A 12,231-nucleotide genomic window follows, 5' to 3' on the forward strand; every position below is an offset into this window, starting at 1 on the left:
CCTGTTACTAGTCCTGAATGTCGTAGTCCTGGGCAACTGCCATGGGGGCGTCGCCGTTCCAGACTCCCAGCATGTTTTCGTATGCGAATTCTGCTCTCCTGAACCACGTGTCCCAGGTCGTGCCTGCAGAGTGAGGCGTGACGACGACGTTGTCCATGGAAAGCAGCGGATTCTCCGGATCGATTGGCTCCTTCTCAAATACGTCAAGACCCGCGGCCGCGATTCGGCCCTCCCGCAGCGCGTCGATGAGCGCAGATTCGTCCACCACAGGCCCGCGGCTGGTGTTGACGAACACCGCGGTCGGCTTCATCAGCCCGATTAGCTCCCGGCTGACGATATGCCGCGTCACCGGAGTGAGAGGCGTGTGTACCGAGATTATGTCCGAGGTCTCGAACAACTCCTCCATACCTACCCGCGTGACGCAGAGCTCGGCCTCTAGTTCAGGCACCAGTGGGAACAGGTCGTGGTACTGGACCCTCGACTCGAATCCCTGCACACGCTTCGCGACCTGTCGCCCGATGTTGCCCAGTCCAAGGACCCCAACCAGCTTGTCCGCCATCTCAAACGTGTTGAGCCCGGTGATTGGCTGACCCCAGCGACCCTCGCGGGTCGACTTCTCGGCCGCCATCAGCTGCTTGTACACCGCCAGCATGAGCAGCACCGCGTGGTCTGCCACGGCTCTCGAGTTCGCGCCACCGTTGTTGCAGCAGGGCACTTCGAGATCGCGCATAAGTCGCAGGTTCATGCTGTCGTATCCAGCAGACAAGACCTGCACAATTCGCACGCCAGTTGCCGCCCTCAGCGCATCGTCGTCAAGGCGGGCGCGATAGACCATGATGAAGTCGGCATCGGCAACGACGCGTTTCTGGTCTTCAAGCGGAGCGTCCCGATAGACGACCTCGGTGGTCCAGCCCTCGGGGTTGTACCCGAGCACCACATCCACCACTTCTTCCGGCAGTCCGGTAATAAACGCTACTTTGGGAGACGACATAGCTGGCTCCATAAACTCTGTCAGTCTTCTAGTAGCGCTGGGCCAGCATATCCTTGAGGCCCTCCACTGTGAAGTCGGCGGAGTTCGCGTAACCGATCATCTCCTGCTCGTTATCCTCCACACGCTTGACTGCGCCGGGAATCTCAGCCGCGATGTCGCGAGGAATCTTTATGACGCCGTGCTGGTCGCCCTGGATGATGTCGCCGGAATTTACTTCGAGCCCGCCGATTTTCACCGGGACGCCCACATCAGTGATGTGGACATAGGCGTGAGACACGAGCACGCAAGAGGCGAAGGCGAAGAATCCGACTTCCTGCATCTCGTCGAGATCGCGAACGCCACCGTTGGTGACTGTGCCAACGGCACCAAGCGCCCTGTGCAGATTCGCCTGCACTTCTCCCCAGAACGAACCGATGGGGTTCGGGTAATCGAGGTCTTCGAGAACCAGCACCCGTGGGCCCGGCACCTTCATGATCTCGTCAACCCACTCGGTCCTGGATACGTTCATATGACCTGACGGAGGCGCATCGGCGACGATCTTGGCCGTAACTGCGTAGCCAATCATGTGACCCATGTTAGGGAAGATACTCTTGATCTCGGGTCCCATGAAGCCCACGTTTCTAGGCTGCACGTTGAACGTCTCGATCGCGTTGGCGATCGAGCATGAAGGAATTGCTCTAAGAGTCTCCAGAAGTTCGGAATCGATTGGTGTGATATCGGACACAGATAGCTCCTTTGTAAATTAGCCTTCCACGATTTCAAAACTGCTGCTTACTCGGGTCACACCACCTATGGTGGCCCCGATTGAGCAGTACCTGTTCTCAGAAAGATCGATTGCACGCTCCACAAGGCGCGGGTTCAGGTCGGCACCTCGGATTGTGTAGTGAATGGAGACATCCTCCCATGCCCAAGGGGGATCGGGATTCTGGCGCCCGTTCACGGTTATCTCCAAGCCATTCACCTGCTGGCGCTGCCTGCTGAGGATGTTGACGACGTCAATGCCGCTGCAACCCGCAAGAGCCGTGAGAAGCATGTCCCCAGGCATGAAGCCCTCGAACGAGTCGCCCTCCGACTGGGGAGCGTCGAGAGTGACGGTGTGACCGTGGGAGTCCCTGGAGTCGAACCTGAATCCGTTGTGCCAGGACAGACTGACACTGCTGCTGGGCCTGTCGTCCAAGCTGGGCCTCCTACTCGGGCATCCCGGCGTCGATCCAGCGGGATATCTCATCGATCTCTTCCCCCTTTATGAAGGGGCCGCCCATCGGCATTCTGGGGATAGACCCAAAGCCCTTACGCAAGGAGACTATCAGAGCCGTCTCCTCAGCCGGTGTTCCCGGTTCGATGAACTTCATGCCCATCGCCTCGTCGTTGGCGAGATCGGCTGGAGTTGCCCACTCGTAATCGTGGATGCCAGGAAGGCCCTTCCGGCCCTCTTTACGCTCCCACCGGCCCATAATGTCATGCAGAAGCTGCTGAACCCGGGGCCAACTTGGAATTTCGTTGCTCATAGTCCCCGCTGACCGTGTTGATTCGGCCGTCGCTAAACCTGCGAAAGCATACGAATGGTAGCTAGAGGAGGTTAGGCAGTCAATCCCCGCAATGCGCCTATACTTGACCGGCAACATAGTACGGATTAACCTTTCACGCAGTCACAAGTGACTTATCACAATGCAACCTCAACTCGATCTGATAGAAGGAGATCAACATGCCAAGCGGCGACGTGGGATTCATCGGACTGGGCATCATGGGCAGGCCCATGGCCCGCAATCTTATGAAGGCCGGATACTCACTTACGGTCTACGACGTTGTCGGCTCGGCAATTGAGGAGATAGTCAGCGACGGCGCCAAGCCCGCATCATCATCGGCTGAAGTTGCCGCGTCTGCTCCGACCGTCATAACAATGGTCCCAGACTCGGCTGACTCCGAGGCGGCAATCCTGGGTCCCAATGGCGTTCTCGAAGGCACCTCCGAGGGTTCAGTAGTCATTGACATGAGCTCAATCGCGCCCGCGAGCTCCCAGAAGATCGCAGCCGCCTGCGAGGCGCAGGGCGTTGATTTTCTTGATGCCCCAGTATCCGGTGGTGAGCCTGGAGCGATTTCAGCTACGCTCGCGATCATGGTCGGCGGCAAGCAGGAAGTGTTCGATGCACACATGGGGCTGCTCGAAGCAGTCGGATCGAGCATCGTCCTCTGCGGAGACTACGGAGCCGGCAACACCACCAAGCTCGCAAACCAGATCATCGTTGCGGCGAACATCGAGGCCGTCGGTGAGGCGCTCACCCTGGCCAAGAAGGCGGGACTCAACCCATCGACAGTGCTAGATGCGATCAAGGGCGGCCTGGCAGGTTCCACCGTGCTCAACGCGAAGGGACCCATGATGATCGAAGGTAACTTCGAGCCCGGATTCAGGATTGTCCTTCACAACAAGGACCTGAACAATGCCATCCAGACCGGCAGGGAGCTTGGCGTAGGACTGCCGGTGACGTCACTCGTTCAGCAGATGATCGTCTCGCTAATGAATGAGGGCAAGGGCAACGCTGACCACTCGGCTATTGCCAACTTCATCGAGGACATGGCAGGGGTGAAGATCAGCGGCGACTAGGGCTAGTGGCGTGAAGCGTCCAACAGTGCAGCAGATGTGTCCCAAAACTAGCGAGTGTTCACGTAGCTTGACATTTTGCTGCCTATGCTAAAATACGGCATCTGGTCGAGTTGGCGCCCCAGCCTCTCGATCACCATGGGAGGCCCGAACTAATCTCGACGCGGACTGCAACCACATCCAGACTGCCCTCTCAAATTTCGGACGCGATAGCCTCGCGTCTGGATGATCGAGAAAGCCGCCTCTCTCCATTCGCTCAGAGGTCGGTCACCAGTCGGGGTCGCAGGACGCCAGAGATTGCTTCGGCTATGCGGTCTGAGTACCAGCGCGACCGTGACCGTATTCTGCATACGAAGGCCTTTCGCAGGCTGAAGCACAAGACGCAGGTATTCATCGCGCCCCTTGGGGACCACTACGCCACAAGGCTTACGCACACTCTTGAGGTCGCCCAGATTGCGCGGACCATCGCGAGGGCGTTGAACCTCAACGAAGACCTCACTGAGGCGATCGCCATGGGCCACGATCTTGGTCACACGCCCTTCGGCCACGTTGGCGAGGACGAGCTCGATGACCTGTACCCCGGCGGCTTCAAGCACAGCGAGCAGAGCCTGAGAATAGTCGACCGACTGGAAAAAGAGGGGCAAGGGCTGAACCTCACATGGGAAGTCCGCCAGGGCATCCTTCGCCACTCGAAGCCGAGGGGAGACTTCCTTGGCATCGAATCGGTTGAGGAACTGAGTCTCGAGGCTCAGATATGCAGGATTTCAGACGCGGTCGCATACCTCAATCATGACCTCGCAGATGCCTTTCGGGCGGGAGTGCTGACCCAGGACCGACTTCCGGATCAGGTGGCAGATGTGCTGGGCACGACCCACGCGGAGCGCATCGACACGATGGTCTCAGACATTATCGCCGCCTCTTGGATGGCGTCGGGCGAGCTTATGGCTGGTCATACAGGGGTAGAAAAAACCAGCGACGCCCCTTCAATCGAGATGGGAGACGAGGTCAAGAGCGCCTTCTACACCCTGCGGGAGTTTATGTTCGACGAGGTGTACATCCCAACCGACCGCTCCCCGGAGGGCAGAGCAGCCCGCGAAGTCATGCGGCTCCTGTATTCACACTTCGACACTAACCGTGACGAGATCCCCGCTGAGTACGACCACCGCAGCCGGTCTGAGGACGAAGCGGTCGTGGATTTCATCTCCGGCATGACGGACCATTACGCGATGAGAGTCGCCGAAAGTATCGAGCCAGGAATAACACGGCCCTTCAAGGAGCGTACGTAATCTTGGATCCGCAAGACCGCATCAGGGTACGCACCGTGGGGAACCAGGTCAGGATGATCAAGGAACACCTGGAAGCAATGCAACGTGACGCTCACGGTCTCGAGTACGCGCCCTGGAAGGCCGAGGTCGACGAATTGTGGAAGGGTATCTTCGAAAACGTGAACGAACTCGATCCCGAGTTTCAGCCCGCAACGTTGGAGTCGGTCCGCGACCTCTGGATGACTTACATCACCCACTACGCTGTCGGACTCAACTGATCCTGACGAATGGAAAGGCCAGCTATTGGACTCTGAACTGAACATCGACAAGCACCTCGAACGAGACCCAGGTCTCGATCAGGCGAGGCGTGCGTCCGTAATGGCGCACAGCGTCGTAATCAAGCTCAAGGAGATGGGCTTGCCAGACGAACTGGACGAGCAGCTATCCCAGGTGTGCACCGATCTCGGTGACCTATGGAGTGCGCAGAACTCGCTCGCAGAACAGTTTCGGGCATTCCTGAAGGCAGACAACGATTGGGGGGAGATAGGCGACACCCTCGTAGACATGAGTTCCACTATCGACCACATAGCATGGCACATGAAGGGCATTCGCGAGCCTCTGGTCGAAATTACCCAGTATGCCTATGAGCAGGCAGAGGACTAGCTTGGACTGATGAGCGTAGTCGACGACATACGGGCGAAACTCGACATAGTCGAAGTTGTCGCGCCCTACGTCACGTTCCAGCAGTCCGGCAGGACGCTGAAGGCAAACTGTCCATTCCACACGGAACGGACACCGTCTTTCGTCGTCAGTCCTGAGCGGCAGAGTTGGCGATGCTTCGGCGCGTGCGCAGTTGGCGGAGACATCTTCAGCTTCGTAATGCGCGCCGAGAACATGGAATTCCGGGACGCGTTGAAAACGCTCGCCCAAAAGGCTGGCGTCGAGCTTCAGCCCAGCCGGGTTCGAGCGGCCTCAAACGCGGCACAGAGCGCCAACAACGCGGCAGCGGAGTTCTACCAGGAGGTACTGAATTCAGACCGAGGGAAATTGGCGCGAGACTACTTGGACGACCGAGGGGTTAGCCAGGAAGCGCGTGACAAGTTCCAGTTGGGGCTCAGTCCCGACTCGTGGGACGGTCTCGTTCAGCATTTCAAAACGTTTGGGGTCACGCGGGAGGCTGCCTTGGGTGCAGGTCTGGTCAGACAGACCGACGACGGACGACCTTACGACTTCTTCAGGGGCCGCCTGATGTTCCCGATCTGCGACCGCGATGGGAACGTAATCGGATTCGGAGCTCGGGCTCTGGACGACTCGAATCCCAAGTACATCAATACGGCTGCTACAGAGGCTTTCGACAAGCGAAATACCCTATACGCGCTTCACATGGCGACAGCCAGGATTCGACAGACAGGAACCGCCGTGATCGTGGAAGGCTACATGGACGCCATAGCGGCCCATGAGCACGGCTTTTCGAACGTAGTCGCATCCATGGGGACTGCTTTAACCGAGAACCAGGTGTCGCAGCTCAGATCGCTGGCACAGAGCTACGTTCTCGCGCTCGACCCGGACGCCGCCGGACAGGAGGCCACGCTTAGAAGTCTCGAGTCGTCGTGGCGAGTCTTTAGAAGTACCGTGGCGAGGCGCAGCCCTGCAAGTCAGAGTGTGCTGAGCCAGTACAGGCCTCCGGAACTGAAGATCGCAGAGCTTCCTGAAGGCCAAGACCCGGACGCGCTTATTAGAAACGACTCCCAGAAGTGGGAAGAGACTGTAGCAGGTGCACAGCCACTATTGGATTACGTTATACCGGCCTTGATCACCCGCACGGATTTGAGCGTGCAAGACAATGTCGTCAACATTGTCTCTGAACTAGCTCGCTTGATTAATCAACTCGAAGATTCAGATCAGTACCCATACCTCGAAAAGCTCTCAAGCCAGCTCAACATCCCTATCGAGATTCTGCGAGCCTCGATAGGAGGTCGAGGTGGTAGCCAGACACGAAGGCGGAACGGCGGGGCAGAATCTCAACATGCAGTGGAGCTAGAAGTCAGCGAGTCAATGCTCCGCAGCGAGGCTGCGGACACACTTGAAGAGTATGTTCTCGCGCTTCTTGTCCAGCATTCCCAGCTGCTCGAGGACCTAGCCGAGGCCGACCCGCAGTTCTTCCGACATTCTGAAAACCGCCAGCTATTTACCATGTTGCTGACCTGTCCTACAATTGGGGAACTGAGGGAGGGTCTGGACAGCGTTCTCGCTGGACTTCTGGGTCGACTGGAGCAGCTTGAGCTGCCGCCTATGTCGTCTACAGAGCTCCAATTTGTCCGAAACGAATGCCTTTCTCGCCTAGAGGAACGACACCTTCGCGATTTTCAATTCAATCTGTTGCAGACTGATGGCCCTGAAGTTGCTCCGCAACGCGAACTGACTCCCCAGGTCCAGCAGGTCAACCGTAGACTAAGGGAGTTACATTCCACCGGTAGAAAATAAAGAACCTTTCACCTATAGACTCGAGCCCAGGGGCAGTGGTTCGAAGCGGCCGGCAGGACTTAAGTCACACCAAAGTGGGGTTGCCTATATGAACAGAAGCATCAGCACCGATAGCGGCGACGATGTATTCCGAGGGCTCGTATCAGAGGCCTCGACTACTGCCGACCTGATCAGCACTACCCGCTCAACCGAGGACGGGTTCAGGACTGGTGAGGACCTGTCGCCGGAACGCTCTGAGGGCGTCTACGACGCCATGCGCCCGACGAAGAACGGGACGCTGGCACGGCGTGCGGACGCCAACACCGCTGCCGCCCCTGCCGAATGGGAAAAGGACATGGGCAACGTCGAGATGATCGACGACCCGGTCCGTATGTACCTTCGCGAGATTGGACGGGTCAACCTTCTCAAGGCCGCCGAGGAGCGCGAGCTCGCTCGCCACTTCGAAGAAGGAAGACATATCGAAAAGGTGGAGGAGATACTGTCGGCTCCAGACGGCAGACAGCCACGAGCGTGGATGATCGTTGCTCACTTCCTCCAGTACATCGCCGACCATCATGACGTCGCCAGTGCCATCGCCAGGTATCACGCAATCCCATACTCTGGCCGTCTATCTGAGACAATTGCGCACCCCGACATTCGTGACGCGTTGGATGGAGAGCTTCCCCAGGAAGTTGTCAACTTCCTGGCTGACGCTCTGAATACCGAGCCAGATGTTGCCAAAGAGCAGCTACAGATCTTCTCGCTCAGCAGCCGACTGCTCCCAACGTCGGTACTGGAAGCGCTGAAGTCCGACTTCGACATAAGGACCATGTCCGATCGTGTCAGGACGCCCGAGTTCAATAGCGCGCTCGAATCCTACGAGATCGTCTTCTACCATCACATCGAAATGGCCAAAGACACGAGCGACCGCTCGCAGCGTCACCTTGCCGAGGCAAATCTGAGGCTGGTGGTCAGCGTCGCCAAGAAGTACATCGGGCGAGGAATGTCCCTGCTGGACCTGATACAGGAGGGCAACATCGGCCTGATTCGGGCCGTCGAAAAGTTTGACTATCGCAAGGGCTACAAGTTCTCAACTTACGCCACATGGTGGATCCGGCAGGCCATCACTCGCGCAATCGCCGATCAGGCCCGCACGATCCGTATCCCGGTCCACATGGTCGAGACGATCAACAAACTGCTCAGAGTGACCCGACGACTTGTGCAAGAGTACGGTCGTGAGCCGACAAGCGAGGAGATCGGCAAGGGGATGGAAATCCCTGCCGACAGGGTCCGGGAGATCCTCAAGATCTCTCAGGAGCCAGTGTCCCTCAATACCCCGATCGGTGAGGAAGAGGACAGCCACCTGGGCGACTTCATCGAGGACACCACGGCGCTCGCACCTGCCGAAGCGGCCTCGTACCAGCTCCTCAGGGAGCAGGTGGACGACGTGCTCTACACCCTGAGCGACAGGGAGGCGCAGGTCCTTCAGCTAAGGTTCGGATTGGAAGACGGCCGCGCCCGGACGCTCGAAGAGGTTGGGCGCGACTTTGGTGTCACGAGAGAACGCATCAGGCAGATCGAGGCCAAGGCGCTCAGGAAGCTCAGGCACCCCAACCGCTCGAAGAAACTCAAGGACTTCCTTGAATAGATAGCGAGCCCTTGACCACTCATACCCCAGCGGAGAGACCTGAACAGGCTGCGTCGTCAGCGCAGTCTTCGGCGACCCTGAACAGATCCAGGGTCGCCGTCGTCTACACGAGCCCCGAAACGGTGCTGGACGACATACAGCACGCGATGGAACTGGCCGGCGTACGGTCCGCGCTTCCTTCGGGTCTGGAGACCCTGCTCAAGATTAACATCTCCTGGCAGCACTACTACCCTGCCTGCTCTTCTTCGCCTTGGCAGTTGGACGGCGTCATCAGAGCGCTAAAGTCGGCGGGCTATGGCCGCCTTACCCCGGTCCACAACGGGACCGTGGTGGTCGACCCGAGAGAGGGCGCATTCAACAACAAGCACGAGGTCGTCACCGAGAGCCACGGACTGGATTCGGTATTCCTGGAAGACGAAGAGTGGATTGACTTCGTTCCGAAGTCCCCGATGCTGGTGCTCGACAAGGTCTACCCCAACGGATTCAAGATCCCGCGGATGCTGATGGACAAGAACATTGTGCATCTTCCGACGGTCAAGACGCATGTATTCACCACCATGACCGGCGCGATGAAGAACGCCTTCGGTGGCCTGTTGAACTACCAGCGTCACTGGACGCACTCGGTGATACATGAAACGCTGGTCGACCTCCTGCGAATACAGAAGGAGATACATCCAGGAATCTTCGCCGTTACAGATGGCACTTTCGCCGGGGACGGACCCGGACCCCGCGCCATGCGCTGGCACACCAAGAACGTGATCCTGGCATCAGCCGACCAGGTCGCGATTGATGCGGTTTCAGCGAAGCTAATGGGGTTCGATCCCATGTCGATACCCTTCATTCGAATCGCGGACGAGCATGGCCTCGGATGTGGCAGGTTCAACGAGATCGACACAGTCGGGGACGACATCGAAGAGGTGAGCTGGGGGTTCAGTTCCCTCGAGAACACCTTCGCAAGCCGCGGCCAGAAGCTAATCTACTGGGGGCCTCTCAAGTCCCTAGAGAACATCCTGCTGAGATCCTTCATCACCCCCTGGGCGTACGCTGCCTCGAACCTGTACCACAACGCCTACTGGCTCAAGGTGGTTGGCAGGAAGCGTGTGCAGGAGGCGATGAAGACGCCGTGGGGCCGGCTGTTCCAGGAGTACTGAGGAGACTCGACCTGGGTACGCCCTGGAGGGCCTATCAGATAGGCTAAAGGCGGAGTTTACGGACGCTCGATCAGTTCAACAACCGTCTCGAACTGCTTGTTGTCTCGCATGTAGTTGACCTGGAGCGAGTCTCCAACTTCGTAGCTCCACAGAAGCGTGAGAAACCCGCCCATATCTGAGGTTGGAATCCCGTCGAGGCTGAGAATCACGTCGCCGACCTGGAGACCCGCATTGAACGCGGGGCCTGCCCTGGAGACTCGGGTGATCACCACGCCTTCATCGACGCTCAGGTCGTGTCTGTTAGCTATGGCGGGCGTAACGTCCTCTCCGTGCATCCCCATCAGCGGCCTGACCACACGCCCATGTTCTATGAGGCTGTCGATGATCGGAAGCGCCGTCTCGGAGCTGATCGCGAAGCCGATTCCCTGGGCGCGCCGCTCCACCGCGGTGCTGATGCCAATGACCTCGCCATCCATATCTACCAGCGGCCCACCACTGTTGCCGTCGTTGATGGCCGCGTCGGTCTGGATCATGTCGTAGAGCGGTTCCCTTTCAGTCCGCACCGTGCGCCCTCGTGCACTCACGATTCCCAGGGTGACCGTGGGGCCTCCCTTAAGCGCGAGAGCGTTGCCTACAGCAACGACCCAGTCACCGACTCTAATGTCGTCTGAATCGCCCCAGTCAATCACGGGAAGATTGTCTTCAGTCTCTATCTTCAGTACCGCGAGATCAGTAATGACGTCCCAGCCCACGACTTCGGCGTCATAGGTCTCGCCGTCCGGCAGGTGCACCTTGATGCCAACGACGTCATGGATCACGTGGAAGTTCGTGACGACGTATCCGTCAGACCTCACGATCACTCCGGAGCCGGCCCCCTGGTCCGTGAAGTCGAAGAACAGCCCCTGATTGACCGACTCGACGAAGATGGAGACCACGGCTGGTTGAACACCCATGACGAGATCGGCGATCGAGGGCAGCTGCATTATTCCAGGTGGGCCCTGGTAGCCATTGGCACTGGGCCCCGCCTGCGACTGCGGAGGAAGGGGAGCTACTGGCGCCACAGTTGGCGGCACCTCAGTCGGCGCGGGTGTCGGAGTGGCAGCCGGCGCAGGTGAGGAGAAACCGCATGCCAATGCGAGCACGCACGTCGACGCTGCGGCCAACAGGAGCCACGCCCAGCTACGCCCGGACTTCACCGGACTCCCATTCCCTCATTCTGACTCGTGAAACTCCTGTCCACAGAAGTCTAAGCCCGCGCACTTCACCGCCCATCTGATCCACGTATTGCGCATACCTGGAAGTGGCCAGGGCACCGAACAGCAGGATGATTGCTGAGACATACACCCAGCTCAGAAGGGCCATGATCGCACCAATTGGTCCATACACAACGTTATATGTCGGGAATGTATTGACGTACCAGATGAAACCCCAAGTAGCCCCATCAATTGCCAGTGAGGCAATCAGGGCGCCCATCCAGACGTCCCTGAAGGTTACTTCGGTATTCGGCAGATGTTTGTATAGCAGCAGCAATGTCCCAAATGTGATCATCGGAGAGGCGACCACCGTAATTAGATTTCCTATTAGTTCATACGTAACATCTGGGAAAGCGGTCTTCACCAGTAGCTGAATGGTGCCGACCATTGGCGTTACGAAGAGGAGAAACACCATCAGGATGCCGGCACCAGAGGCCAGACCAAGGTCGATTAGTCTCTCGCGGATGAACGGCCTGGTCCTTGTGACGCCCCACGCCGCGTTGATGCCCTTACGAATCGCTCCGAACGCAGCCGAGGACGCCCATATCAGTCCAAATACCGCCGCGACCCCGGTTATCGTGCGCGCGGACACCACTCCTCTCATCGTCTCGCCAATGAAATCCGAGGAGACAGGGATGATCTCCGCCATCTGCTCGGCCATGGTCTCCCGTTCCACCTCGAGGGGAAAGAAGAAACCCCAGATGGAGACTATCGCCAGTACGAGGGGAAACATGGAGAACAGCGTGTAGAAAGCAATTGCGCCCGCAATATACTGGCAGTTTTTGCCGAGAAAGTCGTTCACGGCATCTGCGCACATCAGTATGAATCTAACCAGGTACACTGCGTCCTCGGTATTCTCTG

Annotated in this window: 12 protein-coding genes and 2 pseudogenes; 8 read left to right on the forward strand and 6 right to left on the reverse strand. The window is 58.2% G+C overall.

Annotation, left to right across the window (positions count from 1 at the left end):
• Positions 1-7: 7 nt before the first annotated feature.
• Genes J4G14_03205 through J4G14_03220 form a run of 4 tightly spaced genes read right to left on the reverse strand, consistent with a single transcriptional unit; the run spans position 8 to position 2,499 of the window.
• A complete protein-coding gene (locus J4G14_03205) occupies positions 8-991 on the reverse strand; it encodes a 2-hydroxyacid dehydrogenase (GenBank protein MCE2456805.1) in 984 nt (327 codons plus the stop codon).
• Between the two features lie 28 nt (positions 992-1,019).
• Entirely contained in the window at positions 1,020-1,715 is a 696-nt protein-coding gene (locus tag J4G14_03210; protein ID MCE2456806.1) for an RraA family protein, read from the reverse strand.
• A gap of 18 nt (positions 1,716-1,733) precedes the next feature.
• A complete protein-coding gene (locus J4G14_03215; protein ID MCE2456807.1) occupies positions 1,734-2,168 on the reverse strand; it encodes an OsmC family protein in 435 nt (144 codons plus the stop codon).
• Between the two features lie 10 nt (positions 2,169-2,178).
• Complete coding sequence (locus J4G14_03220) at positions 2,179-2,499, reverse strand: hypothetical protein (protein ID MCE2456808.1); 321 nt, start codon at positions 2,497-2,499, stop codon at positions 2,179-2,181.
• A 197-nt stretch (positions 2,500-2,696) separates the two neighbouring features.
• Between J4G14_03220 and garR the strand changes: the two genes are divergently transcribed.
• The 8 genes and pseudogenes from garR (at position 2,697) to J4G14_03260 (ending at position 10,117) form a co-directional block, all read left to right on the forward strand.
• On the forward strand, positions 2,697-3,593 hold the full coding sequence (gene garR, locus J4G14_03225) for a 2-hydroxy-3-oxopropionate reductase (protein ID MCE2456809.1): 897 nt from the start codon (positions 2,697-2,699) through the stop codon (positions 3,591-3,593).
• Between the two features lie 194 nt (positions 3,594-3,787).
• Positions 3,788-4,876: a deoxyguanosinetriphosphate triphosphohydrolase gene (locus J4G14_03230; protein ID MCE2456810.1), complete on the forward strand. Its 1,089-nt coding sequence runs from the start codon at positions 3,788-3,790 to the stop codon at positions 4,874-4,876.
• A 2-nt stretch (positions 4,877-4,878) separates the two neighbouring features.
• On the forward strand, positions 4,879-5,133 hold the full coding sequence (locus J4G14_03235; GenBank protein ID MCE2456811.1) for a hypothetical protein: 255 nt from the start codon (positions 4,879-4,881) through the stop codon (positions 5,131-5,133).
• A 25-nt stretch (positions 5,134-5,158) separates the two neighbouring features.
• Positions 5,159-5,518 carry a hypothetical protein gene (locus J4G14_03240; protein ID MCE2456812.1) on the forward strand — a complete coding sequence of 120 codons (360 nt, stop codon included), beginning with the start codon at positions 5,159-5,161 and terminating at the stop codon, positions 5,516-5,518.
• A 9-nt stretch (positions 5,519-5,527) separates the two neighbouring features.
• Complete coding sequence (dnaG, locus tag J4G14_03245; protein MCE2456813.1) at positions 5,528-7,339, forward strand: DNA primase; 1,812 nt, start codon at positions 5,528-5,530, stop codon at positions 7,337-7,339.
• Between the two features lie 88 nt (positions 7,340-7,427).
• Positions 7,428-7,775, forward strand: a pseudogene (locus tag J4G14_03250) (hypothetical protein).
• Between the two features lie 474 nt (positions 7,776-8,249).
• Positions 8,250-8,966: pseudogene (gene rpoD / locus J4G14_03255) on the forward strand (RNA polymerase sigma factor RpoD).
• Between the two features lie 146 nt (positions 8,967-9,112).
• Positions 9,113-10,117, forward strand: a complete 1,005-nt coding sequence (locus J4G14_03260) for a DUF362 domain-containing protein (GenBank protein MCE2456814.1) — start codon at positions 9,113-9,115, stop codon at positions 10,115-10,117.
• Between the two features lie 56 nt (positions 10,118-10,173).
• On the opposite strand, the gene J4G14_03265 is transcribed toward J4G14_03260, so the two are convergent.
• Complete coding sequence (locus J4G14_03265) at positions 10,174-11,280, reverse strand: trypsin-like peptidase domain-containing protein (protein MCE2456815.1); 1,107 nt, start codon at positions 11,278-11,280, stop codon at positions 10,174-10,176.
• Between the two features lie 16 nt (positions 11,281-11,296).
• On the reverse strand, positions 11,297-12,211 hold the full coding sequence (locus J4G14_03270; protein ID MCE2456816.1) for a YihY/virulence factor BrkB family protein: 915 nt from the start codon (positions 12,209-12,211) through the stop codon (positions 11,297-11,299).
• Positions 12,212-12,231 lie beyond the last annotated feature (20 nt).

This window comes from Dehalococcoidia bacterium (assembly GCA_021295915.1).
Classification (GTDB): Bacteria; Chloroflexota; Dehalococcoidia; order Lucifugimonadales; family UBA1123; genus VXRN01.

Excerpts from the sequence above, each read along its gene's own strand:
- J4G14_03205 (MCE2456805.1), bottom strand. The coding sequence starts at position 991 with ATGTCGTCTCCCAAAGTAGCGTTTATTACCGGACTGCCGGAAGAAGTG.
- J4G14_03220 (MCE2456808.1), bottom strand. The coding sequence starts at position 2,499 with ATGAGCAACGAAATTCCAAGTTGGCCCCGGGTTCAGCAGCTTCTGCAT.
- garR (MCE2456809.1), top strand. The coding sequence starts at position 2,697 with ATGCCAAGCGGCGACGTGGGATTCATCGGACTGGGCATCATGGGCAGG.
- dnaG (MCE2456813.1), top strand. The coding sequence starts at position 5,528 with ATGAGCGTAGTCGACGACATACGGGCGAAACTCGACATAGTCGAAGTT.
- J4G14_03260 (MCE2456814.1), top strand. The coding sequence starts at position 9,113 with ATGGAACTGGCCGGCGTACGGTCCGCGCTTCCTTCGGGTCTGGAGACC.